Here is a 24,154-nt window from a genome sequence, read left to right on the forward strand (position 1 = left end):
AGGGGCCCAACCTGGACGTTGAACGTCCAGGTTGGGCCCCTTCATAGCTTTCGGAGTTTGGCGCGCAGCGCCTTGCGGGCCAGCGGGCCGAGGTCGTCGATGACCTCCACCAGCACGGCCAGCCGGTCCAGCGTGCCCAGCGCCGCCTCGGCCCCGGCCGGGTCGACGCCCTCGTAAAGCTCCAGTCCGACGAAGCCGGCGCACAGCGCCTCGGCCAGACCGCCGATGTCGATCAGATCCGCCACCGGCGAGGAGAACAGCAGCCGATCCAGCGTGCCGCGGATCGGTGTCACCCACAGCCGCAGCGCACCGGCGGTCGCCTCCGCCAGCTGCGGATCTCCCTGTGCGCCGGCCATCATCTGCCCCAGCACCCGCACGTTGCCGCGCGCCCGCTCCTCGGCGTGCAGCTCGCGGCCGGCGGCCAGCAGATCGCGCAGGCTCTCCACCCGCGCCAGCCGCTCCTCGAACAGCGCCAGCCGGTCCTGCGTTGCGGCCAGGCACGCGGCCTTGAGCAGGTCGTGCACGCTGCCGAAGTGGTAGAACACCAACGCCTGGTTGACGCCCGCGGTGGCGGCGATGCTGCGCGCGGACGTGCCGGCGATGCCGTGCTGCCGGATCGTCTCGATCGCGCCGTCGATCAGGCGCTGGCGGGTGTCGGCCATGGGATCACGGTATGGGACGCCGCGCGCAAAGGTACGGGCGGGCGAGCGCCAGGGCGACGATCGTCAGCGCCAGGCCCGCGTACGCCGGCGCGAGGTGACCGAGATCGGTGTAGCCGATCTCGCCGTGCACCGTGAGAGCGCAGCCGAAACCGCTGATCGCTGCCAACGTGAGCGTCCACCACACCCAGGACTCGCCGCGTCGCCAACCCCACGCGCTGAGCAGCGCGATGCCGACACCGGCGGAGATCAGCGCGCCGCCGAAGCCGGCGCGGTCGTGCGCGATGAACGGCAGCAGGCGGGGATTCGCGGCCTGGAGCGCCTGCCCGGTGGTGTGCAGGTAGGTCAGATCGGACGGCACGAAGACGGTCGTGAGACCGACGACCGACACCACCGCGCCGCCGACGGCGATGCCCAGACCGGTGATCACCAGCAGCAGTTGGCCGACGAGCGCGCGCCGGCGCTGGCGTTCCGGTCCGTCGGGCAGCGGTGTGCGGCGGCGACCGCCGCGGCGACGAGTTGCCAGCAGGAAGAACGGGAACAGGGTTACCGTGGCGGCAAGGTGCAGCACGTCGACGAAACCCGTGCCGACGAAGTAGAACAGGGTGGGGAAGCCGAGCCAGCCCGACGCCGACAACGCCTCCCTGGCCCACAGGTGGCCGCGCCGGATGCCTTGGGACAGGCCGGTGTACAGCACGCCGATGGCGATCATGGTGCCGGCCAGGGAGATCCGGTCGTGCTGGAGGAAGTGCGCCAGGTGGTGGTCGACGGCGGAGACGCCGAGGTAGTCGCGGTCGTACCAGAGCAGGAGCGGCCCGAGCGTGATCGCCACGGCCGCCAGCCCGGCGACGATCATGCCGACGCCCAGCAGCGCGCCCCAAACCCAGGCGCGGTGCGGCTTTCCGCCGGCCGGCGTGGCGGCGTCGATCACCCGGGCGAACCAGCCGGGGCCCTCGCGGATCAGGGTCGCGGTGGTCGCCATGACCACTGTGGACGGGTCCGCAAGCGCTTGCGCAGCCTGGGAAATCGTGTGCGGGTGGACGAAGTCGCCGGCGACGACGGCGTCGACGTGCTGGGCGACGGCCGCGCGTGCTTCCGGCGAGGCCCGGGCGATCACCGGGATCCGCCTTCCCGCAACGGCTTTCCGGACGGTCGGCACGTCCTCCGGGTGTACCGGACCGATCTCGATCACGCCCGCGCCGAGCAACGGCAAGGCCCTGATGGCATCGTGGGCCACCTTCGGCGGTACCACCGCGCCCAGCCGAACGTGCACGCTGACGCCGGCCACCCTGCCGGCCAGTCGCCGCGGCGGATGCCGATGGCCGAGTCCACATGCGACGATCCGGCCACCGCCGGGCAGGGAGCCGACCTTCGCCAGGAGGCGCAACGCCGCCAGCTGGGATCGGCGCTCGCCGAGCAGCGTGGCGGCGATCCGGCGGAAGGGGTGATAAGTCCAGTCAGGCACGGGGTTTCCAGCCCAGGACCGGGTCCATCGCGCGCAGCGTCGCCGACACCGGCGTCAGCCGCGCGGCGACGTCCCGCGCCAGCACCGCCGGCGGCCACGTCCACTGGCTGACGGCGCTGAGCCGAGCCGACCGCCGCACGATCGCCTGTGTACGGCGCAAGCGAAGCCGGTCGTAGCCGGCCAATCCCACGGCGGCCAACGTGACGGCGTCCTCCAACGCCTGGCACGCACCCTGGCCGAGGCTGGGTGTCATGGCGTGGGCGGCGTCGCCGAGCAGCGCCACCCGGCCGTCCACATAGGTCCGCAGCGGCGGCAGGTCGTAGAGGTCCCGGCGCACGACTTCCGTCACGGCGTCGAGCAGCCGGGGAATCGGATCCGGCCAGTCGCCGAAACGTTCCCGCAGCTCATCGCGCCGACCGCCGGCAGCGGTGCGGGCGGTGGCGAAGACGTAGCAGCGATTGCCGGTCATGGCGGTGAAGCCGAACCGCTGCCCGGCGCCCCAGGTCGCCGCGCCCTCGGTCGGCGGCTGGGCCAGCGGTGCGGTGACCGCGCGCCAGCTCGTGCTGCCGGAGTAGCGGGTGAGCGGGGCGTCCGGCCAACACAGTTGCCGGACGGTGCTGTGCAGGCCGTCCGCGCCGACGATCAGGTCGAAGCCATGCGCCTGCGCCAGGTCGGTGAGCTCGGTGTTCGGTCGCAGCACGGCCGCCGGCAGCGCGTCGACGAGCACCCGCAGCAGGTCGGCGCGGTGCACGACGATCAGCGGCCAGCCGTGTCGGCGCTCGATCTCGGCGTTGTCGGTACGGGTCAGCCACCGCCCGGACCGGTCGCGGACGCCGCCGCCGCGCTCGACGGCGCCCAGCGCGCGGACCCGATCGGCCAGGCCGAGCGTGTCCAGTGCGCGCATGGCGTTGGGCCACAGCGACAAGCCCGCGCCGACCTCGGCGAACTCGGCCGCCCGCTCCCACACCTGGACCTGGCAGCCGCGCCGGTGCAACGCCAGCGCGGCCGCCAGTCCCCCTATCCCTCCCCCGACGACGAGAGCCCGCATCGCCTACCCCCCGTTTGAGCGAACGCTCAAAACGGTAGCCGAGGTTGAGCGATCGCTCAACCCCTCAGCTGCTGAACCAGCTCAGCTGCTGAACCAGCCCGGGGCGTCCAGCCGGAAGAAGTTGCCCGGGGTCATCCGGCGCAGGCCGGCCTCCATGTCGCGGAGTTGTTGCGGGCCGAGAGCGGCCGCCCACTCCGCGCGCAGCTCGTCGAAGATCCGGGCCGAGCGGACCAGGGCGTCCACGCCGTGCGCGGTGAGCCGCACCAGCTTGCGCCGGGCGTCCTGGGTGTCGTCGACGCGTTCGACATAGCCCAGCGCCTCCAGGCGATCCGCGGTCTTGCCGGCCGCCTGCTTGGACACGCCGAGGCGGCGGCCCATCTCGCTGGCGGTCGTGCCGGCGGTGCCGATGGCCTGCAACGCGAAGCCGTGCGAGGGCCGCAGCTCGGGGTGGCCCTGCACGGCGAGCTCGGCGTGCAGGCGGTCGATGAGCGTGCGGAAGCCCGCGAACAGCAGCAGGGGCAGCGCGAAGCCGGGTCCATCTTGGTCAGGCGCCGTGGAATTAGTCATTGCGCAACTCGACAACCTGGTTTACCTTTTCGACAACCACGTTGACTATGTTAGCCCACCTGGAGGAGAAGTTGTTCGTCGACCACACGCTGGAGACGGCGCCGGAGGCCGCCCGCCGGTCCCTGAAGGCCACCGTGGACCAGCTCGGCTACCTGCCGGCGCCGATGGCGCGGCTCGCCGCCTCGCCGCAGCTGCTGGACGGCTTTCTCAAGCTCACCGCCATGTTCGAGGCGACCACACTGGAACCGCTCGCCCGGGAGACGGTGGTCATGACGGTGGCCGTGCGCAACGGCTGCCACATCTGCATCGCCATGCACACCGCCATGCTCGGCGGCATCGGCGCGGACGCCGAGCTGGTGGCGGCGCTGCGCGAGCAGCGGCCGCTGCCGGACGAGAAGCTGGAGGCCCTGCGCCTGTTCACGGTCGCAGTTCTCGAAACCGCCGGCGGCGTGGACGACGTCGTGCTCAAGGAGTTCCTCGACCACGGCTACACCACGCAGAACGCGCTGGAGGTGGTCCTGGGCATCGGCACCTACACGCTGTCCACGTTCGCCAACCGGATGACCAAGGCGCCGGTGGACTATCAGCTGGCGGCGTTCGCCTGATCGTGCCGCCACTGGACGTCCTGCCGGTCCGGCTCCTCGCGCAGCACCGCCGCGTCGAGGAACCGCTCCGGGATCGCGAAGGCGTCCACCAGGGTGCGCGCGTGCGGCCGTAGCTTGCGGCACAGCGCGTTCACCGCCCCGTTCACGGCCTTGCCGCGGCCCGGCGTCAGCCGGCCGTGCGCGAGGAACCACGCCAGGTCCTCGTTGATCGTGTGCACCGCGTACAACGAGCACACCCGGTCGAGCAGGCGTTTGGCGTCCCCGTCGGCGCAGCGCCCGACCGCGTCCGAGAACGCTTGCAGCACAAGGCGTTCGGTGTGCACGCGGCCCACGCGCAGCACGTGGTCCTGCGCGTTGTTGAACACCTCGAACGGATCGGCCTCGCCGCCGGCGGCCCGACGCAGGCGCCGGGCCAGCCCCGACAGCACGTGCGCCTCCCGGTCCTCGAACGCCTGTAGCTGCCAGCTGCGGTCGTAGAGGGCGTCGGGGTCGTCCCGGCCGAGGCTGGGCAGGCGCTCGGTCACCATGCCGACGAACTGCTCCGCGACGAAGCGGGCCATCGCCACCGTGCCGAGCTCCTGGAACTCGCTGCGGTAGTTGGTCAACAGCCCCTTGGCGACCAGTTGCAGCAGCACCGTGTTGTCGCCCTCGAACGTGGTGAACACGTCCGTGTCGGCCTTCAACGTTGTGAGCAGGTTCTCGGCCAGGTAGCCGGCCCCGCCGCACGCCTCGCGGCAGGTCTGGATCGCCGCGGTGGTGTGCCATGTGGACAGTGCCTTGACGCCGGCGGCGCGGGATTCCAACTCGCGCTGCCGGCGCTCGTCCGGCTCGGCCTGGCCCTGGAGTTCGTGCAGGGCGGCGGTGAGCTCCTCCTGCGCGAAGTGCAGCGCGTAGGTGGTGGCCAGCGCCGGCAGTAGTTTCCGTTGGTGCGCCTGGTAATCCAGCAGCACGACCTCGCGCTTGTCGTCCGGGCGGTTGAACTGCCGGCGCGTGTCGGCGTACCGGACGGCGATGGTCAGCGCGCGTTTCGCCGCGCTGCCGGCGCTGCCGGCGACGCTGACCCGGCCGCGGATCAGCGTGCCCAGCATGGTGAAGAAGCGCCGGTTGTCGCTGGCGATCGGGCTGCGGTATGTGCCGTCCGCGTCGACCTGGCCGTAGCGGTCGAGCAGCGCCTCCCGCGGCACCCGGACGTGGTCGAACATCAGCCGGCCGTTGTCCACGCCGTTCAGGCCGGCCTTGCGGCCACAGTCCGTTATGGACACTCCGGGCAGCGGATCGCCTTGTGCGTCACGGATCGGCACCATGAACGCGTGCACGCCCCGGCTCTGGCCGCCGGTGATCAGCTGGGCGAACACCACCGCCGCCTTGCCGTCCCGGGCCGCGTTGCCGATGTAGTCCTTGCGGGCCGACTGGTGCGGGGTGTGGATGACGAAGCCGTTGTTGTCGAAGGTCGCCGTCGTGCGCAGGTGTTGCACGTCCGAGCCGTGACCGGTCTCCGTCATGGCGAAACAGCCCGGCAGCGTGAGGTCCATGATGTCGGCGAGGTAGCGCTCGTGGTGTCGCTGCGTGCCGAGGAGCTGGACCGCACCTCCGAACAGACCCCACTGCACGCCGGCCTTCACCATCAGCGACAGGTCGCCGAAACCGAGCGTCTCGAAGGCGACCACCGAGCCGCCGATGTCGCCGCCACCACCGTATTCACGGGCGAAGCCCAGCCGCGGGCCCTCGGTCTTGGCCAGGGCGTGCAGCTGCTCGAACACCAGCGTCCGGTGCTGCTCGGTGGTGAGGTCGCTGGCGTCCCGGTACTCGACGCCGGCCAGCTGCTCGCGGACCGTGCGGCGCAGCGCCGCCCACCGTCCGTCGAGGACATCGGTGATCGCAGTCGGCTCCACCGGCCGAGCGTAACCAGGTTCCTGGCACTACGCAGAACTGCGTATTTGCGGCCGTGTCCGCGCTGGTCACGATGTCGCCATGTTGAGCAGAAAGGCCAAGGCGCTGGCGGCTGCGGTGGTCCTGGCCGCCGCGTCGCTGACCGCCCCCGCCGCGCACGCCGGCGCCGGCTACTTCACCACCCTGGACCTGACCGCGCAGGCCGGCGCGCCGACTGCCGGGCCGTCGCAGTCCGTCGGCTGGTCGACGCCGTGGGACCTCCAGCGGCACATCGCCTACCGCGCCGCCGACGGCCGGTTGATCGTCGCCAGCTCCGCCGCCGGGAGTTCCGACTGGACGTGGACCACCGCCGTCGGCCCCGCCGACATCTACTACGGCTACCTGTCGGCGTTCACGTACTCCTGGGACCAGACCTCGCGCATCGTCTACGTCAACGGGAACACCCACCACCTGATCGAGACCTGGAACAGCCCGTCGTCGCCGACCTGGCAGACCGTCGACCTCACTGCGGCGCACAACGGCCCGGCGATCCAGACCGACCCGCACGGCTACGAGCAGAACGGCCAGATGCACATCGTGTTCCTGGACGGCTCGGGCGACGGCACGATCTGGGAGGCCGTGTTCAAGCCCGGTCCGGGCTGGCGGTTCATCAACCTGACCACGCTGACCGGGATCCGCAGCAGGCCCAACAACGGCGAGTCGCTGACCGCCGCATCGCTCGGCGCCGACGGTGAGGCCATCGGCTATGTCGGCACCGACGGCTACCCGCACGTGCTGCGCGGCCTGAACGGGGTGTGGACGGACCAACGGGTCGGCGTGCCGGCCGTGACCTCCTTCCTCAACCTCAACTCGATGGTGTTCCTGCGCGACAACCACCTCGTGCGCTACACGCTCCGCTACGAGGCCCCCGACATCGACATGCACCTGGCCACGCTGACCGCCGGCACGTGGACCGACACCGACGTGTTCAAGGTCCTGCCGCAGTCGACCGGCTACGAGGCGGTCGCCAAGGACGACTCGTACGCCTTCGACGCCGACGGCAGCGAGCACATGTTCACCATCGCCGGCAACGCCGGTGTGCACGAGTACGTGCGCACCCTCGACGGCCGCTGGTACTTCTGGGCCGACACCGGTCCGATCGTGAATGCCCCGGGCGAGGTCTCCGGTTTCGCTGCGCCCGACGACAATGTGCACGGCACCGAGACGGAGTTCTACGTCTACCAGAGCCCCGACCGGCACCAGATGGTCGCCGACCTCACCGCGCCGTACCAGCCGTAGTACGCACAACTGCGTATTTTCGGCTGCGTTCCCCCTGGTCAGGATTTCGCCCATGTCAAGGAAATGGGCCACGGCGCTGTCCGCCGCGCTGGCCATGGGGGCCGCGGCGCTGTGCGCGCCGGCCGCACACGCCGGCGCCGGCTACTTCACCAGTCAGGACCTGACCGCGTCCATCAACGCACCCGTCGGCCTGGGCCAGCCGGTGGGCTGGTCCACGCCGTGGGACCTGCAACGCCACTTCGCGTACACCACCTACTACGGCGGCGGCCGGCTCGTCGTGGCCAGCTCCGCGCCCGGCGGCGGCTGGACGTGGACCACCGCCGCGCTGAACGTCTATCCAGGCTTCCTGTCGGCGTATTCGTACTCGTGGGACCACAGCTCGCACATCTCGTACATCGACGGCACCAACCACCACCTGATGGAGCTGTGGCAGAGCGAGGCCTCGCCGACGTGGCAGAAGGTCGACCTGACCGTCACGTACAACGGGCCGCTCGGGGCCATGCACACGCACGGGTACGAGCAGAACGGCGAGCAGCACGTCGTCTTCGTCGACGCCGAGACCGGCACCGCCATCAAGGAGGCCGTCTTCACGCCCGGCCAGGCGTGGCACTTCGTCAACGTGTCCGCCCAGACCGGTCACTACGCTTTGGATTCTCAAGGCTGGTACGTGACGGCCACCTCCCTCGGCGACGGCGGCGAGGCCATCGGCTACATCAGTGCTGACGGCTATCCGCACGTGCTGGCCGGGCCGGCCGGGCGGTGGACCGACCAGCGGGTCGGCGGCCCGGCCGCGACCGGGTCGTACTACAACGTCAATTCGATGGCCTTCCTCCGGGACGGCCACCTTGTGCGGTACGTGCTGCGCTACGACGAGCCCGACGGCGATGTGCACGAGGCCGCCTGGCAGTCCGGCGGCTGGTCGGACACCAACGTCACCGCCGTGACCGGCTCGCGGGGCATCGCCTCGCCGGACCAGGGCAACGACGCCTACATCTGGGACGCCGACGGCAGCGACCACATGTTCGCCACCGACCGCAACAACGGCGCCGTCCACGAATTCGTGCGCACCCGCGACGGCCGCTGGTACTTCTGGACCGACTCCGCACCCGTGGCGAACAACGAAGGCTGGGCCGCCGGCTTCGCCGCTCCCGACGACGCCGTGCACGGCACCGAGACCGAGTTCTACGTGTACTACGACAGCAACCTGCACGTGGTGATCGCCGACCTCACCGCGCCCTACCAGCCGTAGCCGGAGGCATGCAGGGAAGGACGCCTGATCTGCCTTCAACGCGGACAAGGCGTCCTTCCCTGCATCGGGAGAGGCCTGGAGGCGGGAACAACGGAGGGCTTGCGGGGCGTTGCACGTCACAGCCGACAACTCGAGGAGTGACGCACGTGAGCAAGCCGGTGAAGATCCCGAACGAGCAGCACCCGATCACGGTGACGGCGCAGGGCCGGCACGTGGTGGCGACGGTGGGCGGCCGGGTGATCGCGGACACCCGGGAGGCGCTGACGCTCCAGGAGAGCACGTACCCGGCGGTGCAGTACATCCCGCGCAAGGACGTGGACTTCGCCCTGCTGGAGCGGACGGACCACGAGACGTACTGCCCGTACAAGGGCGACGCCTCGTACTACAGCATCCGGGCGGGGGAGACGTCGGCGGACAACGCGGTGTGGACGTACGAGGCTCCTTACGACGCGGTGGCGGAGATCAAGGATCACGTGGCGTTCTACCCGAACGTGGTGGACGTGCAGGTCCGCGAGGACTAGAGGCCTTCGACGACGCCGCCGGAGAACGGGGTGCGGGCGCCGGCCAGGCGCTCACCCAGCGCGATGCCGCCCCAGAAGCCCCGGGGCATGGCGGCGTCGCTGACGGGTCGCACGGTCAGGGGCTGCCCGAGTTCCTCGACGCGACGGAGGACCGACGGGTCGAAGCGGTCCTCGACGACCTGCGGGATCTCGGCGAGCACGGCGTCCCACGCCTCCGAGCGCGGCACGCCGGCCTCGCGGGCCCGCGCGACGGCCGCCTGCCAGGCGGAACCGAAGTGCTTGCCCCGTAATCGGTCCTGGAGCGGCGTGACCACGGTGTCGCCGGCGAGGTAGTCGGGCCCGTGGAACAGGGGCCGCCGCACGGCGTCGGCGATGTCGACGCCGAGCCCCAGCACTGCATGCAGGCACTGGAGCGTGGCGCAGTGCAGACCGGCGCCGATGCTGCTGGACGCCAGCACAGGCGCGCCGTCGCGCAGGGCAATGGCGGGGTTGACGGGGGACGGCAGGTGCTCACCGGGCCCGAGCTGCGCGAGCGCCTGCTGCTGGAAGGATGCGGCGTCGGGAATGGAGACGCCGCCGGCGAAAAGGCCGGTGGTGCCCCACAGGCTGGTGTTGATCGAGTGGCACGCGGCGGCGACCGCGCCGTGCGAGTCGACGGCCAGCACGAAGTCGGAGTGGCTGCCGGGACGCATGGCCTGCCGCGAGATGTGGATCAGCTCTCGCAGTGCCGCCGGATCGGTCATCGGGTCGCCGACGCCTTCGGCCAGCCGTAACGCCTCCACGAGCTGGGCGCCGCCGCGATGGGGCCGGCCGACGGTGTGCACCTGCGTCCCGTGGAAGTCGGCGACCAGCGGCGTGGCCCAGATCGGTTGGTACGAAGCGAGATCCGACAGGCTCGCCTTGCCGCCGGCGGCCCGCACGACGTCGACGAACTGCCGCGCCCACGGCCCCCGGTACATCCACTCCGCACCCTCGGCGGCGACGGCGCGCAGCGTGCGGGCCAGTTCCGGCTGCCGGAACTCCTCGCCCTCCACGGCCATGAACCCGGCGGGCAGCACGTCCTTGCGCAGCGCGAACTGCCGCGCCCGCCCGGCGCCGACCGGAAACCCTTCCGAGGCGACGAAAATCGCCGGCTCGAACAGGTCGGCCCACGGTAACCGCCCGAACCGGTCGTGCGCCGCCTGCAAGCCCGCCATGAAGCCGGGCACCAGCGCGGTCCGACCGCTGGGCGTGGGCTGGCGCGGGATGGTGCTCGGGTCGTCCTCCGCCGCGAAGGTGGCGAAGCCCGCGCTCAGCGAATCCGTTGCCCCGTCGGCGAAGTGTGTCAGGCTGAACACGCCGGCGTAGCTCACCCATGACCCGGCGGCCAGCGCGATCTGCGCGAGCGACGTCGCGATGACGGCGTCGACCGCGCTGCCGCCGGCCGCCAACACCTGCCGCCCGGCCAGCTGCGCGAACGGTCCGGTGGAGCCGACCATCATCGCCCGCTCGCCCTCGCCGGACACGCCTTCCGTGTCCGCCGGCAGCGTGCCGAGCTGGAGGTATCGGCGCACCTCGTCGGCGTCCCAGTTCCTCGGGTCCATGTCTTTCCCCCTCATCTGTGCAGTACTTATCAAAGCGTAAGTTCGGTGACATGCGCAAGTGGCTCTGGTAAGACCGAAGGCATGAAGGTGCGCTTGGGCGTCGGACTGGGGCCGGACACGGCCACCAGCGAGTTTCCCGCGATCGTGGACGAACTGGAGGCCGCCGGCGTCGACTCGCTCTGGCTGTCCGAGATCGTCTACGGCAACCAGGTCGAGCCGATGATCGGCATGGCCCACGCGCTGGCCCGCACCAGGAAGCTCAAGGTCGGCACCGGCGTCGCCGTGCTGCCCGGCCGCAACCCGGTGCTGGTCGCGAAGCAGCTGGCCACGCTCGCCAGCCTCGCGCCCAAGCGCGTGCTCCCGGTCTTCGGCCTACGCCCGGCCCGCCGCGGCGAGTGGAACCTGTTCCCGGTGCCGGCAGGTCGCCGCGCGGCCGTCTTCGACGAGTCGCTGCGACTGCTCCGGCTCGTGCTCACCGAGGACGACGTCACCTTCCACGGCGAGTTCTTCCAGGTGGACGGCGTCAGCCTGAAGGATCGCCCGCAGCGGCCGCTGGACATCTGGCTCGGCGGCAGCGCGCCGTCCGCCCTCACCCGGATCGGCCGGCTCGCGGACGGCTGGCTCGGCAGCTTCGTCACGCCCCAGCAGGCGAAACTCGCCGTCGAGGCGATCAAGGCGGCCGCCGCCGAGGCGGGACGAGAGGTGGAGGAGGACCACTACGGGCTGTCGCTTGCCGTTGCCCCCAACGGGATTCCGCCCGAGCTGGCCCGGGCCGCGACCGAACGCGCACCCGGCACGGATCCGAACGACCTGGTCGCCGCCAGCTGGGACGACGCCCGTCGGCTGCTCGACGGCTACCTCGACGCCGGCCTGACGAAGTTCGTGCTCAGACCCGCAGGCGCCATGACCTGGCAGGATTTCCTGACGAACTTCCTGCCGCTGGCGGAGGCCCTGCAGAACTAGGCCCCATTCGATCGAAGCCAGCGCAGCACGGCCTCGGTGTGCTCGCCCAACGCCGGCACCGGCCCCATGTCGGCCTCCCACCCACGGAAGGTCGCCGGCGGGAGCAGAGCCTGCACGTCGCCGCCCGGTGTCGACACCGTTCGCCAGCGATCACGTTGCCGCAGCTGGGGATGCTCGGCGAACTCCGCGACGGTCCGCTGCCGGCCGAAGGCGATCCGGGCGTCCTCGAGCCGCGCCACGAGCTCCGAACCGGTCAGCCCGCCGAACACGGAGTCGATCACGGCGTCCAGCTCCGAGCGGTGCGCCAGCCGGGACGAGTTCGACACGAAACGCGCATTCGTGGCGACATGCGGCATCAGGAGCACTTTCGCACAGAAGTCCTGCCACTCGCGCTCGTTCTGGATGCCGAGCTGGATCACCGTCCCGTCGCCGGCCCGGAAGGCCCCGTACGGCGCGATGGTCGCGTGACGCACACCACTGCGTTCCGGCGCCGATCCGCCGTAAGTGGCGTAGTAGTAGGGAAATCCCATCCACTCGCCGAGCGCCTCCAGCATGGACACCTCGATGTTCGAGCCCCGCCCGGTGCGCTCGCGGTCGTACAGCGCGGTCAGAATGCCGCCGTACGCGTACATCCCCGCCGCGATGTCCGCGGCGGCGATGCCCACCTTGGCCGGCTCAGCAGGTGAGCCGGTGATCGAGATGAGCCCGGCCTCGCTCTGGATCAGCAGGTCGTAGGCCTTGCGATCGCGGTACGGGCCGTCCGAGCCGTAGCCCGAGATGTCACAGGTGATCAGCCTCGGAAAGGCCGAACTCAGCTCAGCCGCCCCGAAACCCAGCCGCTCCGCCGCGCCCGGCGCGAGGTTCTGCACGAACACGTCCGCCCGCGCCGCCAGCGCGCGCAGCACCTCGGTGTCCTCCTTCACGTCCAGCTCCACGCTTTCCTTGCCGCGGTTGAGCCAGACGAAGTGGCTGGACTGCCCGTGCACGGTCCGGTCGTAGCCGCGCGCGAAGTCGCCCACCCCCGGCCGCTCGATCTTGATCACGCGCGCGCCGAGGTCGGCCAGCTGGCGGGTGGCCAGCGGCGCGGCGACGGCCTGTTCCAGCGCGACGACCACCAGTCCGGTCAGCGGTCCTGGCATCGGCACCTCCTCGGTCGGTGGCACTATTGGACCCGTGACGCGGATCCTGATCATCGGTGGGGGCATCGCCGGCACGTCCACGGCGCTGGCGGTGCACAAGGCGGGCGTCGACGTGACGGTGTTCGAGGCGCATCCCGACGGCGCCGCCGACATCGGAGCATTCCTCACGCTGGCCAGCAACGGCATGCTCGCGCTGGCCCAGCTCGACGCCGACGAGGCCGTCGCGCGGGTCGGCTTCCCGCTGACCTCGATGCGCGTCACCGGGCACACCGGCGACGTGCTGGCCGTCACGCCGATCGGCGACCAGGACGACCCGCTCCGGCACTACCGCTGCATCGGCCGCGCCGAGCTGGGGGCGGCCCTTCGTGCGGAGGCCAAGCGGCGCGGCATCGAGATCGTGCACGGCAAGCGCCTGACCGGGGTCGACGACGGCACCGTGACCTTCGCCGACGGCAGCACGGCCACCGGCGACCTCATCGTCGGCGCGGACGGCCTGAACTCCACGGTCCGCGGCCTCATCGCGCCGACCAACCCCCGCTACGCCGGCCAGCGCGTCTTCTACGGCTACACCACCGACGCCAAACCCGATCACGAGCCGGGCCGCATCGAGATGCTGCGCGGCAGCGGCACCGCCATCGGCTACGCGGTGTCGCCGGCCGGCGAGACGAACTGGTTCTGCCGCGTGCCGGACGCGGAGCTGACGCCCGAGGAGATCGCCGCCGGCACCCCCGAGCAGTGGCGCGACGCCCTGTTGCCGCTGGTCAGCACGGACGCCACGCCCGCGGCGGAGATCATCGCCGCCACCGGCCGGCTCATGGTCACCAATGCGTCCGACCTGCCGGAGGGGCTGCCGTGGCGGGCCGGCCGGATGCTGCTGCTCGGCGACGCCGCGCACGCCGCCTCGCCGGCGACCGGCCAGGGCGCGTCGATGGCCATGGAGGACGCCGTCGTGCTGGGCAAGGCCGTGCGGGACCTGGGTGTGACGGCCGAGGCGCTGGACGCGTACGAGGAGCTCCGCCGGCCCCGCGTCGAGCAGAACATCGCCAACTCGGCGCGGATGACCGCCGCCCGCACGTCCGGCGCCGCCCGCCCGGCGCCGGCGCCGGAGATCGACATCGCGGCCCAGTTGGACTGGCGCAGGCCCGTTTGACCGCGGATCTCTGCCCCCGCGCACCATTTCCCACTGCCCGGAACGCTCAGAGGTATCTGGCAACGGACGGGCAACCCCTGTGACCTGTCAGGCCGGCGGTTTACGCTGACCCGTCACAGCACGGGTAGGGTCGAAGCACGGGTGCGGGAAAGGGAGTGCCGTTGTCCGAGGCGCCGACACGCTGCGAGACGTGCGGTGACGAGCTGCCGGCGCGTGGGGACGGACCGGGGCGGCCGGCCAGGTTCTGCTCGCGGGCGTGCCGCCAGCGGGCCTACCGCCGGCGCAGCGGCGACCAGCAGCCCGAGGTCGAGCAGCCCGAGGTCGAGCAGCCCGAGGTCAATCGGGGGGCCACCTCGGCGCGTCCGCTGCCGGCGAGCCGCGACGCGTTCATCGGCCGCGCCCAGGAGCTGACCGACATCACCGCGCTGCTGCGCCGGTCGCGGCTGGTGAGCCTGGTCGGCCCGGGCGGTGCCGGCAAGACGCGGCTGGCCACCGAGTTCGCCGCCCGTGCGGCAACCACCGGCCCCGACGGCGTGTGGCTCGTCGAGCTGGCCCCGCTGACCAGCGAACACCTCCTCGTGCCGACGATCGCGGCCGCGCTGGGCGTGCGCGAGCAGGGCGGCGAGGACCTCGTGGACACGATTGTCCAGGCGCTGCAAGGAAAGCGAGCCCTGCTCGTGCTGGACAACTGCGAGCACCTGGTCGACGCCAGCGCCTCGCTCGCCGATGCCTTGCTCACCGGCTGCCCGCAGCTGCGGATCCTCGTCACCAGCCGGGAATCCCTTGACCTGCCAGGGGAAGCGGTGCTCCGGGTCGGTCACCTGTCGCTGCCCGACGACACGCCCGTGGCGCGCTCCGACGCGGTTCAGCTGTTCGTGGAACGGGCCCGCCTGCTGCGACCCGACTTCGAGCCGACGGACGCGACGCGCCAGGTCGTCGCCGAGATCTGCGTACGGCTGGACGGCATGCCGCTGGCGATCGAGCTGGCCGCCCGCTGGGTGCGGGTGCTGTCCGTCGAGGACATCCTGGCCCGCCTCGACGACCGGTTCGAACTGCTGTCCCGGGGCCCGCGCACGGCCGCCGTCCGGCACCGCGACCTGCGGGCGACCATCGAGTGGAGCTATGAGCTCCTCGACGACGCCGAACGGGCGGCGCTGCGCCGACTTTCCGTGCTGGCCGGCGACTTCAGCCTCGACTCGGCCGGCGCGGTGTGCGGCACGAGCCCGCAGGCCACCCTGCGGCTGCTGGCCGACCTGGACGCGAAGTCGCTGGTCGTGGCCGTGCCGGGGGTGGTGCAGCGGTTCCGCCAGCTGGAGTCGATCCGGCTCTACGCGCGGGAGAAGCTGGTCGACGCGGGCGAGCTGGCGGAGACCACCGAGCGCCTGGTCGGCTGGCTGACCGGGCTGGCCGAATCGCACTACGTGGACCAGATCCTGTACACGGTCGAGGACGACGGTCCCAAGGTCGACGACGAGCGGGACAACCTGCTGCAAGCCGTGGAATGGGCCACCGAGCGGCGCGACGAGCGGCTGACGGTGCTGGCGGCGGCGCTGGGCGGGGCGTGGCGGCGGCAGGGCCACACCGTGCAGATCCGCAAGCTGCTCGAGGCGGCGCTGACGATCACCAAGCGGGACAACCCGTATCGCAGCCTGGCGTTGCAGGAACTGGGCTGGTTCTCCTACAACGCGGGGGACTTCGAGCGGTCCAGCGAGCTTGCCGTCGAGGCGATGGAGCTGGAGGAGCCGCGCGGCCGGCCGGTGGCGCTGGCGCGCGGCCTGGCCCTGCTGACGGTGGTGTACCAGTCGACCGACAACACGGCGGCGAGCGTGCGCTGCGCCGAGCGGGTCGTCGAGCTGCTGCGGCCGCTCAACCGGCCGCTGGACACCGCGGTCAGCATGCACAATCTCGGCTACGCCCTGATGGCGACCGGGGACCTGGCGCGGGCGGCGGCGCTGATCGAGGAGAGCCTGCCGGTCTACCTGGAGCTGGCCGACCCGGTGAAGCAGCTGGAGACCCTGCACTCCGCGGGCGCTCTCGCCCTGGAACGCGGGCAGCACGTGCAGGCCGGCGACTACTTCCTGCGCAGCCTGGAGGCCTGCCCCGAGGCGGGCTCGCCGGCGATGTACCCGATCGAGGGGCTGGCGGTGGTCGCCGCGCACACCGGCGAGCCGAAGCGCGCCCTGTTGCTGGGCACGGCCATGGCGGCGCAGCTGCGGAAGTGGCGGCTGGGCCGGGAGCCGTACTGGCAGCGGCACGTGGATGTCGCGATGGCCGCGGCCCGGGATGCGCTGAGCGCGCAGGCGGCCCGCGAGACCACCGAGGCCGGCGAGCGGATGACGCTGGCGCAGGCGATCGCGTACTCGCTGCGGACGCCGCTGGCCGAGGACTCGCCGCTGTCGCAGCGGGAGCTGGACGTGGCGATGCTGACCGCGGAGGGGCTGACCAACCGGGAGATCGCCGTCCGGCTGTCGATCTCCGAACGGACCGTGGAGACGCACCTGCTGCACATCCGCACCAAGCTGGACCTGCGCACCCGCGCCCAGGTGGCGGCGTGGGCGGTCGAGCGCGGCCGGGTTTCGTCACGCAACTGAGCGCTGTGGGTTTCCCCGATGTCCGGGGCCCGGCGATCGTTGAAACTCGAATCATGGCGAGGGGTGAACGGGTCGTCCGGGCGTTGTACGAGCAGCACGGGGCCGCGCTGATGGCGTACGCGAGCCGGCTGACCGGCGGCCGCCGGGCCTGGGCCGAGGACGTGGTCACGGAGACGCTGGTGCGCGCGGCCAGGGCCCGTGGCCTGGGCAAGGACACGCAGGCCCGGCTGTGGCTGTTCCGCACGGTGCAGGACGTGGTGGGCGAGGGCACCGACAGCGTGGTGCCGGTCGGCCAGCGTCGTCAGCTCGCGGTCGCCGACGCGCTGTTCGCCCTGGAACCCCACCACCGAGACGTGCTGGTGACACGCGCAGGCGCCGCGAAGGACGCCTTCGCGGCGCTGCACGCGTTCAAACACGCCCTCGCGGCTCGCGGCGTGACGAAATCAGGCCTCGACGATCTCCTTGCCGAGCGGCAGCAGTGACACGGGGATCAGCTTGAAGTTGGCCACCCCGAGCGGAATGCCGATGATCGTGACGCACAGCAGGAAGCCGGTGACCAGATGCCCGAGTGCCAGCCACCAGCCGGCGAAGACCAGCCAGATGATGTTGCCCAGGGCCGCCCCGGCGCCGGCGCCCGGCTTGTCGACGAGGGTGCGGCCGAAGGGCCACAGCGCGTAGCTCGCCATCCGGAACGACGCGATGCCGAACGGGATCGTGATGATCAGCGCGCAGCAGATCAGGCCCGCGACGGCGTAGCCGAGCGCCATCCAGAAGCCGCACAGCACCAGCCAGATCAGGTTCAGCAAGGTCTTCATGCGGCCATGGTGCCCGGCCGCGGCCGTCCCGGGCGACGGATCCGCCGATGTTCCGGGTCGTCTCGGGGTCGAAATCAGGGTTTCGCCCCGGTGGGGTCAGTGCGTCAGCAACTGGTCCAGGAACGACCGGTAGCCGCGCAGCGTGAGGCGCAGATCCTCGGTCTCCGTGTCGGAGCCCTCGCTCCACTGCTGCTCCAGCAGCCGCTTCCGTTCGCTGAACGCTGAGGCCAGCGTCTGCATCAGCTCGGCCACCAGCACGTCCGCGTCCCGCACGGCCCGCTTCGGGTCGTCGACGAACTGGGACTGCACCTCCCGCCAGCGTTCCTGGAAGCGCGTCGCCTCGCCCTCGTCGAACAGCACGTCGGTGACGTTCTCGCGGGTCCGCGGCTGCCGGTCCTGGTCCGGGTGCTGGTGGTCCTCGGCGAGCGTGTCGTCCGCCGGGCGGGCCGTCTCGTCGACCTCGACGACCTGGCTCTGCGCGGGCTCCCGCTCGAACTCGCGGGGCTCGTCGGTCGAGGCGATGTCCTCGGTGGTGGGGCGGATGTCCTCGTGCTGGTGCATCACTTGCTCCGTTCCGTGGTGGCGTGGTCCAGCAGGTCCTCGACGAGCGTCCGGTAGTGCCGCATGGCGTTGCGCAGGTCCTCTGTGGACGGCGGGTCCTCGTCGCCTCGGCTGGAGATCGCGTGCGCGGTTCGGTAGTGGTTCAGCACGGACGCGTGTTCCACGGACAGGTCGGCGATCTGCTGCTCGGTGCCCTCCACGGGGTAGCCGCGCTCGCGCATGATCTGGCCGACCAGCTCGTCGGCCCGGCGGACCGCGCCGCGCGGCGAGTCCACGAACTGCTCCTGCGCCCAGGTCCAGTCGCGCAGGTAGCCCTCCCGGCTCTCGGCGGTGAGCGGCTTCAGCTCGAACTTGTCGTGCCGGCGCTGGCGGTCCTCGAGCTCCCGCTCCGCCTCGCGGCGGTCGCCCTTGTTCCGCATCAGGTGGTCGTACTCGGGGCCGAACCGGTTGCGCAGCTGTCTGCTCCGCAGGTACGGGCGGGCCGCGGCCGCGGCCGCCGCCAGCACCACGATGACCACGACCAGCACGATGATCGCAGTGGTCGACATGGGTTCCTCCTCACTCGGATGTGACCCATGGCTGCCCGGTATGCGTGGTGTGAAACGCCGTCGCGCCGCAGTGCCGCCAGCGGGAGCAGTCGCCGTTGCGCCGCCCGGCGGGTTACCGCCAGGTACGCAGCTGCCCGCCGGTGAGCTCCGCGAAGGTGCCGGTGACGGGGTTGTGCGCCGTCGGCCGGAAGCCCTCGACCACGCCCTTTCGCGCCCCGTCGGCCGGGTCCCAGACCTCCAGGCCCGCCTCGGTGACGACGTGCAGCCGGCCCATGGACGTCCACATCCGGCCGCTCGGACCGGCGAACATCCCGATCCGCTCGTAGCCGGGCGCCCGGAACAGGGCGACGCCGTCGATCATCAGCTCGTCGTCGGGGCCGAGCCGCTGCACCGCGAGGGTGTCGTCGTCCAGCCACGCGACCGGCTGGTCCCAGGCGTAGGCACGCTGCGTGACGGTGATCCGCTCGTCGGCGTCCAGGTCGCTCACCGTGACCATGCCGACCGGATGCCACACCCAGCCGTCGTCGGCGAAGCGTCGGCCGCTCGGGTTCGCGGTCAGCCGGCCGTGGAAGTAGTCCAGCTTCGTGTCGTCGTCGGTGGTCAGGCGTTCGCCGGTCGCCGTGACCCATCGGTCGAGGCGGTTCCAGGCCGTCGCCGCGACCACCGTGCCGTCCCCCAGAAAGGCGATCGGGAACGGGGTCGTCTCGGGGGGTAGGTGCCCCGGTCGAGTTCCAGCGCCACCGACCCGTCGGCGAGGTCGATCACCACGCCGTGCCGGCCGTAGTCCGTGACCACCGCGGCGAAGCGGCCGTCGGGGGAGACGTGCAGGGCCGGCGCGGCGGTGCGGCCGTTGAACTCGCCTTCCTCGGCCGGCAGCGACACGGCATGGATCTTGTCGCCGCCGATGGTCACCAGTCCGTCCGCGGTGAGCGCCAGCCAGCCGGACGGCAGCGCGGCCAGGCAGTGGTCGTTGAGTGGAATCACCTCGCACGGCAGGGAATCCGGCGCCGACTGCGGCTCGTCCCGGTGTCGGATCTCCGGCGTCCCGCGCCAGCCGGCCGAAGTCCACAGGTCGCGGTCGATCTTCTCCACGCAGCCGACGCACGCCACCATCGGCGTGGCCTCGGCGTCCGCGCAGGGCACGCACAGCGCGTCGTACTCCACGGCGGTGCCGGTCAGTCGACGCGCCCACTGCGGCGGGTCCTCCGTGATCAGGTGTTCGCAGAGCCGGATCGGGGAGGCGTGCGCCACGTGGCCGCACGGCAGGGTTTCCATGCGCTAGCTAATAGCACGTGCGAGGCGATCGGCCCGCCTGGTTATCATCGACGTGAATCCGTCGAGGAAGGGGCCATGACCGCTGTTCCCGTGGTGGTGCTGGCCGGTTTTCTCGGCGCGGGCAAGACGACGCTGCTCAACCACCTGCTGCGCACCAGTTCCGGCACCCGCATCGGCGTGGTGGTCAACGACTTCGGCGCGGTGAACATCGACGCGATGGCCGTCGCCGGGCAGGTCGACAGCATGGTGTCGCTGTCCAACGGCTGCGTGTGCTGCGTGACAGACGAGGGCGGTCTGGGCGACGTGCTCGGCACGCTGACGGGGTCGGTGGACGTGATCGTCATCGAGGCCAGCGGGATCGCCGAGCCGCAGGCCGTGGCCCAGCAGGTGCTGGCCAGCACGAACACGTCCGTCGAGTACGGCGGCCTGGTCGAGGTGGTCGACGCCGTCGAGTTCGCCGCGACCCGCCTCCGCCATCCGGAACTCGACAAGCACCTGCGGGTCGCCGACCTGATCGTGCTGAACAAGGTCGACCGCGTGGACGCCGCCGAGCTGGCGGAGGTGTTCGCCGTGGTCACCGAGCTGGCCGAGGGCGCCGCGATCGTCACCACCGAGCACGGCCGGCTCGACCCCGGCCTGCTGTTCGACCGGCGCGAGCGGCCCCGGCCGGCGCAGCTGTCGTTCGACGACCTCGAGGACCATGAGCAGCACGTGCACGCGCTGTACCAGAGCGTGGTGTTCGAGACCGACGAGCCGATGCATCCCGAGCGGCTGATGGCCTTTCTCGACAGCCGCCCGGACGGCGTCTTCCGGATCAAGGGCTTCGTCCACTTCGGACAGCCCGAGCGGTACGAGCTCCAGGTGGTCGGCGGTTTCCTGCGGTTCCGCCGTGCCCGATGGGGCAGGAACGAGCCGCGGCGGACCAGCCTGGTGCTGATCGGCGTGGACATGAGCGGCCTGGAGGAACGGCTGGTCGACTGCGTCGGGGAGGGATCGGAGGCCGCCATGTTCGCGGTGCACCGGCACACCGAGTCGTGAGTTCGTTATTCAACAGCTGTTGAGTTTCGCGCCGCATGGTCTTAACCTCGGCGTCATGGTGACGCTCGACTTCTCCCACATCGACGGCGCGATGCTGGTGACCGTCGGGGGCAAGGCCGCCAACCTGGGGGAGATGACCCGGGCCGGGCTGCCGGTGCCGCCGGGGTTCTGCGTGACCACCGAGGCGTACCGGCGGGTCGCCGTGGGCGTGCCCGTCGACGACCCCTCGGCGGCGCGGGCCGCGCTGCTCGGGGTCTCGATCCCCGAGGAGATCGCCGCCGAGATCCGCTCGCGGTACGAGGCGCTGGGCGAGGACGTCCCGGTCGCCGTCCGGTCGTCGGCCACCGCCGAGGACCTGCCGTTCGCCAGCTTCGCCGGTCAGCAGGACACGTACCTCAACGTCGTTGGCGTCGACGCCGTGCTGGACGCCGTGCGCCGCTGCTGGGCGTCGCTGTGGACCGATCGCGCGTACGCGTATCGGGACAGCAATGGCATTTCCCACGCCACCGTCGAGTTGGCCGTTGTCGTGCAACGCATGGTGGACGCGGAGGTCGCCGGTGTGCTGTTCACCGCCAACCCCGTCACCGGGCGTCGGCGGCAGGCCGTCATCGACGCGAGTTACGGTCTGGGGGAGTCCGTCGTCTCCGGTTCCGTCAATCCCGACCACTTCATCGTGGACACGCTTTCCGGGTCCATTGTGGAGCGTCGTCTCGGCGACAAGAAGGTTGCCGTTCGGGCTCTTCCCAGCGGTGGCACCGAGTCCGTTCCGGTGGACTCGTCCGAGCCTTCCCTGTCGGACGACCAGATCCGAGCGCTGGCCGCCCTGGGTGATCGCGTCGAGCACCACTACGGGAGTCCCCAGGACACCGAGTGGGCCATCTCCTCGGACGGCTCGCTGTGGCTGACCCAGGCCCGTCCGATCACCACCCTGTATCCCTTGCCCGACAGCCCTTCCAACGACGGTCGCGGTCGGCACGCGTACCTCTGCGCCACCGTCGCCCAGGGCCTGTACCGTCCCATCACCCCCATGGGCCTGGCCGTGTTCCACCTCATCGGCACCGGTGGCCGCCGCATGTTCGGGCTGCCCGTCGAGGACGCCCTCGCCGGTCCCGGATTCTTCTCCGACGCCGGTCAGCGCCTCTACGTGGACATGACGGCCGTGATCCGCAACCGTGTCGGCCGCCTCGTCGTGCCGCGGATCTTCGACGTCATGGAGGCCCGATCCGCCACCGCCATGCGGTCGCTGTTCGACGACCCCGACATGTCGTTGCGCCCCGGCGCTTTCCGCACCGTCCGCCGCATTCTTCGGTTGATGTTGCGCGCCGGCTTCCCCCTCCGCTTGGTGGAGGCCCTGTTCTTCCCCGCATCGGCCGCCCGCCGCCTCGATGCTCTGGGTGCGCGTGTGGTCGCCGCCGCCACCCTGCCCGGCTCACCCGACGCCCGTACCCGCCTGGAGCACGTCATCCGTGCCGTGCCCCAGATTCCGCCCATGCTGCCCCGTGCCCTTCCCGTGCCGCTGGCCGGTTTCCTCACCCTGGAGCTCGCCCGTCGCCTCCTCGGCAGCGGCGCCGGTCTGGAGACCGTCCTCCGTGGGCTGCCTCACAACGTCACCACCGAGATGGACCTCGAACTGTGGGACGTGGCCGTCGGACTGCGCCCCCATGCCGCCCTTTTCGCGTCTGCCACCCCTGGCGAACTCGCCTCCCGCTACCTGGCCGGTTCCCTGCCTTCGGACGTCCAGCAGGCTCTGCACCGCTTCCTCGCCCGCTACGGCCACCGCGCCGTCGCCGAGATCGACCTCGGCATGCCCCGCTGGTCCGACGACCCCACCCACATCCTGGGCGTGCTGGCCAACTACCTCCGCCTGGACGCGGCTCCCGAGGCCAAGTCCATCCTCGACCTGGATTCCGTCGCCGTCTCTCCGTCCGCTCCCGACGTCCAGTTCGCTCGCGGCAGCGCCGAGGCGTCCGCCATGATCGCCCAGCTGTCCGCGTCCGGTGGCCTTCGCGGCCGCGTCGTCCGTTGGGCCCTGCGCCGCACCCGCCGCCTGGCCGGTCTTCGCGAGACCCCCAAGTTCTTCCTCGTGCAGACCCTCGCCGCGCTCCGCCACCAGCTCCAGTTCGTCGGCGCCGAGCTCGCCGCCGCCCACCGCATTTCCGTCCCCGACGACGTCTTCTTCCTGACCCTCGCCGAGTGCCGCGAGGCCTTGTCCGGCACCGACTTCCGTTCCCTCGTGGCCGACCGCCGCGCCTCCTACGACCAGGAGCTCCGCCGCCGCACCGTCCCCCAGGTGCTGCTGTCCGACGGCACCGACCCCGAGTCCGTGGCGTTCGCCGCCGCCGTCGGCTCCGACTCGCTTGTCGGCACCCCCGCCTCCACCGGCCGCCTCACCGGCACCGCCCGCGTGGTCATGGATCCCGTCGGCGCTCACCTGGAACCCGGCGAGATCCTTGTCGCCCCGTCCACCGACCCCGGTTGGACCCCGCTGTTCCTCACCGCCGGCGGCCTCGTCATGGAGATGGGCGGCGCCAATTCCCACGGCGCGGTCGTCGCCCGCGAGTACGGCATCCCCGCCGTCGTCGGCGTTCCCCGCGCCACCAGCCGTATCTCCACCGGAGACGTCATCACCATCGACGGCGCCGCCGGCACCGTCACCCAGGCCTGAGCGCCGCCTTCCGCAACCGTCCGAACTCCTCGGCCAACTCCGGCAGCTGCCAGTGCGCGTTCAAACCGCTCGGGTTGGGCAGCACCCAAACCTGTGTCTCCCCAACCGTTTCCGCACTCAACCCCACCCCGGCCCGAGGCTTCCCGAACGCGACCCGAAACGCCCCCAACCCGACGACCGCCAAGAACCGTGGCCGCCACCGAAGAACCGAAGATCTCAACCGCCGACCTCCGTCCACAAGCTCCTCGTCGGTGAGCTCGTCCGCCCGAGCGGTCGCCCGCGCCACCACATTGGTGATCCCCAAACCCAGCCCCGGCAACGACTCCTGCTCGGACGGGTCGAACAGCCGCGGCGTGAAGCCCGAACGCCACAGCGCGGGCCAGAACCGGTTGCCCGGTCGGGCGAAGTGATGCCCGGTGGCCGCCGACCACAGCCCGGGGTTGATGCCGCAGAACAGGACGTCGAGGTCCTCGGCGATCACGTCCGGTAGCAGTCGGCCATGGGCGGCGGCCAGTTCAGCTTTCGTGGGCACGCACCCGATTCT

General features: G+C 71.3%; 23 protein-coding genes. 10 read left to right on the forward strand and 13 right to left on the reverse strand.

The window, feature by feature from the left end; genetic code table 11:
• Positions 1–41: 41 nt before the first annotated feature.
• The 4 genes from BCF44_RS07395 to BCF44_RS07410 form a co-directional block, all read right to left on the reverse strand.
• Entirely contained in the window at positions 42–662 is a 621-nt protein-coding gene (locus BCF44_RS07395) for a TetR/AcrR family transcriptional regulator (protein ID WP_116173367.1), read from the reverse strand.
• Between the two features lie 4 nt (positions 663–666).
• The gene (locus BCF44_RS07400) at positions 667–2,124 is read right to left on the reverse strand and encodes a hypothetical protein (protein ID WP_116173368.1); all 1,458 of its coding nucleotides are present in this window, start codon (positions 2,122–2,124) and stop codon (positions 667–669) included.
• Entirely contained in the window at positions 2,117–3,172 is a 1,056-nt protein-coding gene (locus tag BCF44_RS07405; protein WP_116173369.1) for an FAD-dependent monooxygenase, read from the reverse strand. Before BCF44_RS07405 ends, BCF44_RS07400 begins: the two co-directional genes overlap by 8 nt.
• An 81-nt stretch (positions 3,173–3,253) precedes the next feature.
• Positions 3,254–3,739 (reverse strand): MarR family winged helix-turn-helix transcriptional regulator, encoded by a 486-nt coding sequence (locus BCF44_RS07410; RefSeq protein ID WP_116173370.1) that lies wholly within the window; start codon positions 3,737–3,739, stop codon positions 3,254–3,256.
• 71 nt (positions 3,740–3,810) lie between these two features.
• On the opposite strand from BCF44_RS07410, the gene BCF44_RS07415 reads away from it, so the two are divergent.
• A complete protein-coding gene (locus BCF44_RS07415) occupies positions 3,811–4,344 on the forward strand; it encodes a carboxymuconolactone decarboxylase family protein (protein ID WP_116173596.1) in 534 nt (177 codons plus the stop codon).
• On the opposite strand, the gene BCF44_RS07420 is transcribed toward BCF44_RS07415, so the two are convergent.
• Positions 4,323–6,236 carry an acyl-CoA dehydrogenase family protein gene (locus tag BCF44_RS07420; protein WP_116173371.1) on the reverse strand — a complete coding sequence of 638 codons (1,914 nt, stop codon included), beginning with the start codon at positions 6,234–6,236 and terminating at the stop codon, positions 4,323–4,325. The genes BCF44_RS07415 and BCF44_RS07420 overlap by 22 nt on opposite strands.
• 79 nt (positions 6,237–6,315) lie before the next feature.
• Between BCF44_RS07420 and BCF44_RS07425 the strand changes: the two genes are divergently transcribed.
• From BCF44_RS07425 to BCF44_RS07435, 3 genes are all read left to right on the forward strand, one after another.
• Positions 6,316–7,512 carry a hypothetical protein gene (locus tag BCF44_RS07425; RefSeq protein ID WP_116173372.1) on the forward strand — a complete coding sequence of 399 codons (1,197 nt, stop codon included), beginning with the start codon at positions 6,316–6,318 and terminating at the stop codon, positions 7,510–7,512.
• A gap of 52 nt (positions 7,513–7,564) precedes the next feature.
• Entirely contained in the window at positions 7,565–8,761 is a 1,197-nt protein-coding gene (locus tag BCF44_RS07430) for a hypothetical protein (protein WP_147328421.1), read from the forward strand.
• Positions 8,762–8,907: 146 nt separating this feature from the next.
• A complete protein-coding gene (locus tag BCF44_RS07435; protein ID WP_379799878.1) occupies positions 8,908–9,282 on the forward strand; it encodes a DUF427 domain-containing protein in 375 nt (124 codons plus the stop codon).
• On the opposite strand, the gene BCF44_RS07440 is transcribed toward BCF44_RS07435, so the two are convergent.
• Positions 9,279–10,865 (reverse strand): gamma-glutamyltransferase, encoded by a 1,587-nt coding sequence (locus BCF44_RS07440; protein ID WP_170217380.1) that lies wholly within the window; start codon positions 10,863–10,865, stop codon positions 9,279–9,281. The two genes, BCF44_RS07435 and BCF44_RS07440, sit on opposite strands and share 4 nt — an antisense overlap.
• Positions 10,866–10,946: 81 nt before the next feature.
• Between BCF44_RS07440 and BCF44_RS07445 the strand changes: the two genes are divergently transcribed.
• Complete coding sequence (locus BCF44_RS07445) at positions 10,947–11,828, forward strand: TIGR03854 family LLM class F420-dependent oxidoreductase (RefSeq protein ID WP_116173376.1); 882 nt, start codon at positions 10,947–10,949, stop codon at positions 11,826–11,828.
• Here the strand turns inward: BCF44_RS07445 and BCF44_RS07450 are convergent.
• Positions 11,825–12,967 (reverse strand): CaiB/BaiF CoA transferase family protein, encoded by a 1,143-nt coding sequence (locus BCF44_RS07450; RefSeq protein WP_116173597.1) that lies wholly within the window; start codon positions 12,965–12,967, stop codon positions 11,825–11,827. The two genes, BCF44_RS07445 and BCF44_RS07450, sit on opposite strands and share 4 nt — an antisense overlap.
• 34 nt (positions 12,968–13,001) lie before the next feature.
• On the opposite strand from BCF44_RS07450, the gene BCF44_RS07455 reads away from it, so the two are divergent.
• The 3 genes from BCF44_RS07455 to BCF44_RS58485 all read left to right on the forward strand — a co-directional run bounded on the left by BCF44_RS07455 (position 13,002) and on the right by BCF44_RS58485 (position 17,190).
• Positions 13,002–14,117 (forward strand): FAD-dependent oxidoreductase, encoded by a 1,116-nt coding sequence (locus BCF44_RS07455; RefSeq protein ID WP_116173377.1) that lies wholly within the window; start codon positions 13,002–13,004, stop codon positions 14,115–14,117.
• A gap of 161 nt (positions 14,118–14,278) precedes the next feature.
• Positions 14,279–16,708, forward strand: coding sequence for an ATP-binding protein (locus tag BCF44_RS07460; protein WP_147328422.1), 2,430 nt, complete (start codon positions 14,279–14,281; stop codon positions 16,706–16,708).
• Positions 16,709–16,761: 53 nt separating this feature from the next.
• On the forward strand, positions 16,762–17,190 hold the full coding sequence (locus BCF44_RS58485; RefSeq protein ID WP_116173379.1) for a sigma factor: 429 nt from the start codon (positions 16,762–16,764) through the stop codon (positions 17,188–17,190).
• On the opposite strand, the gene BCF44_RS07470 is transcribed toward BCF44_RS58485, so the two are convergent.
• From BCF44_RS07470 to BCF44_RS07490, 5 genes are all read right to left on the reverse strand, one after another.
• Entirely contained in the window at positions 17,152–17,523 is a 372-nt protein-coding gene (locus BCF44_RS07470) for a YccF domain-containing protein (RefSeq protein WP_116173380.1), read from the reverse strand. The two genes, BCF44_RS58485 and BCF44_RS07470, sit on opposite strands and share 39 nt — an antisense overlap.
• Positions 17,524–17,619: 96 nt before the next feature.
• Entirely contained in the window at positions 17,620–18,084 is a 465-nt protein-coding gene (locus BCF44_RS07475) for a hypothetical protein (protein ID WP_147328423.1), read from the reverse strand.
• Positions 18,084–18,632 (reverse strand): hypothetical protein, encoded by a 549-nt coding sequence (locus BCF44_RS07480; RefSeq protein ID WP_116173382.1) that lies wholly within the window; start codon positions 18,630–18,632, stop codon positions 18,084–18,086. The genes BCF44_RS07475 and BCF44_RS07480 overlap by 1 nt, the downstream gene beginning before the upstream one ends.
• Before the next feature lie 112 nt (positions 18,633–18,744).
• Positions 18,745–19,296 carry a hypothetical protein gene (locus tag BCF44_RS55355; RefSeq protein ID WP_170217381.1) on the reverse strand — a complete coding sequence of 184 codons (552 nt, stop codon included), beginning with the start codon at positions 19,294–19,296 and terminating at the stop codon, positions 18,745–18,747.
• Complete coding sequence (locus BCF44_RS07490) at positions 19,233–19,907, reverse strand: hypothetical protein (protein ID WP_116173383.1); 675 nt, start codon at positions 19,905–19,907, stop codon at positions 19,233–19,235. Before BCF44_RS07490 ends, BCF44_RS55355 begins: the two co-directional genes overlap by 64 nt.
• A 75-nt stretch (positions 19,908–19,982) precedes the next feature.
• Between BCF44_RS07490 and BCF44_RS07495 the strand changes: the two genes are divergently transcribed.
• Positions 19,983–20,945, forward strand: coding sequence for a CobW family GTP-binding protein (locus BCF44_RS07495; protein WP_116173384.1), 963 nt, complete (start codon positions 19,983–19,985; stop codon positions 20,943–20,945).
• 55 nt (positions 20,946–21,000) lie between these two features.
• Positions 21,001–23,610, forward strand: a complete 2,610-nt coding sequence (locus tag BCF44_RS07500) for a PEP/pyruvate-binding domain-containing protein (RefSeq protein WP_116173385.1) — start codon at positions 21,001–21,003, stop codon at positions 23,608–23,610.
• Here BCF44_RS07500 and mug read toward each other — a convergent pair.
• The gene (mug, locus tag BCF44_RS07505) at positions 23,597–24,151 is read right to left on the reverse strand and encodes a G/U mismatch-specific DNA glycosylase (RefSeq protein WP_116173386.1); all 555 of its coding nucleotides are present in this window, start codon (positions 24,149–24,151) and stop codon (positions 23,597–23,599) included. The genes BCF44_RS07500 and mug overlap by 14 nt on opposite strands.
• Between the last annotated feature and the right edge of the window lie 3 nt (positions 24,152–24,154).

Source organism: Kutzneria buriramensis (assembly GCF_003387475.1).
GTDB lineage: Bacteria > Actinomycetota > Actinomycetes > Mycobacteriales > Pseudonocardiaceae > Kutzneria > Kutzneria buriramensis.

What these genes read in the sequence shown, in the direction of transcription:
- BCF44_RS07395 (WP_116173367.1), bottom strand. Translation starts at nt 662, where the DNA reads ATGGCCGACACCCGCCAGCGCCTGATCGACGGCGCGATCGAGACGATC.
- BCF44_RS07405 (WP_116173369.1), bottom strand. Translation starts at nt 3,172, where the DNA reads ATGCGGGCTCTCGTCGTCGGGGGAGGGATAGGGGGACTGGCGGCCGCG.
- BCF44_RS07410 (WP_116173370.1), bottom strand. Translation starts at nt 3,739, where the DNA reads ATGACTAATTCCACGGCGCCTGACCAAGATGGACCCGGCTTCGCGCTG.
- BCF44_RS07425 (WP_116173372.1), top strand. Translation starts at nt 6,316, where the DNA reads ATGTTGAGCAGAAAGGCCAAGGCGCTGGCGGCTGCGGTGGTCCTGGCC.
- BCF44_RS07430 (WP_147328421.1), top strand. Translation starts at nt 7,565, where the DNA reads ATGTCAAGGAAATGGGCCACGGCGCTGTCCGCCGCGCTGGCCATGGGG.
- BCF44_RS07440 (WP_170217380.1), bottom strand. Translation starts at nt 10,865, where the DNA reads ATGGACCCGAGGAACTGGGACGCCGACGAGGTGCGCCGATACCTCCAG.
- BCF44_RS07445 (WP_116173376.1), top strand. Translation starts at nt 10,947, where the DNA reads ATGAAGGTGCGCTTGGGCGTCGGACTGGGGCCGGACACGGCCACCAGC.
- BCF44_RS07450 (WP_116173597.1), bottom strand. Translation starts at nt 12,967, where the DNA reads ATGCCAGGACCGCTGACCGGACTGGTGGTCGTCGCGCTGGAACAGGCC.
- BCF44_RS58485 (WP_116173379.1), top strand. Translation starts at nt 16,762, where the DNA reads ATGGCGAGGGGTGAACGGGTCGTCCGGGCGTTGTACGAGCAGCACGGG.
- BCF44_RS07470 (WP_116173380.1), bottom strand. Translation starts at nt 17,523, where the DNA reads ATGAAGACCTTGCTGAACCTGATCTGGCTGGTGCTGTGCGGCTTCTGG.
- BCF44_RS07475 (WP_147328423.1), bottom strand. Translation starts at nt 18,084, where the DNA reads ATGCACCAGCACGAGGACATCCGCCCCACCACCGAGGACATCGCCTCG.
- BCF44_RS07480 (WP_116173382.1), bottom strand. Translation starts at nt 18,632, where the DNA reads ATGTCGACCACTGCGATCATCGTGCTGGTCGTGGTCATCGTGGTGCTG.
- BCF44_RS07490 (WP_116173383.1), bottom strand. Translation starts at nt 19,907, where the DNA reads ATGGAAACCCTGCCGTGCGGCCACGTGGCGCACGCCTCCCCGATCCGG.
- BCF44_RS07495 (WP_116173384.1), top strand. Translation starts at nt 19,983, where the DNA reads ATGACCGCTGTTCCCGTGGTGGTGCTGGCCGGTTTTCTCGGCGCGGGC.
- BCF44_RS07500 (WP_116173385.1), top strand. Translation starts at nt 21,001, where the DNA reads ATGGTGACGCTCGACTTCTCCCACATCGACGGCGCGATGCTGGTGACC.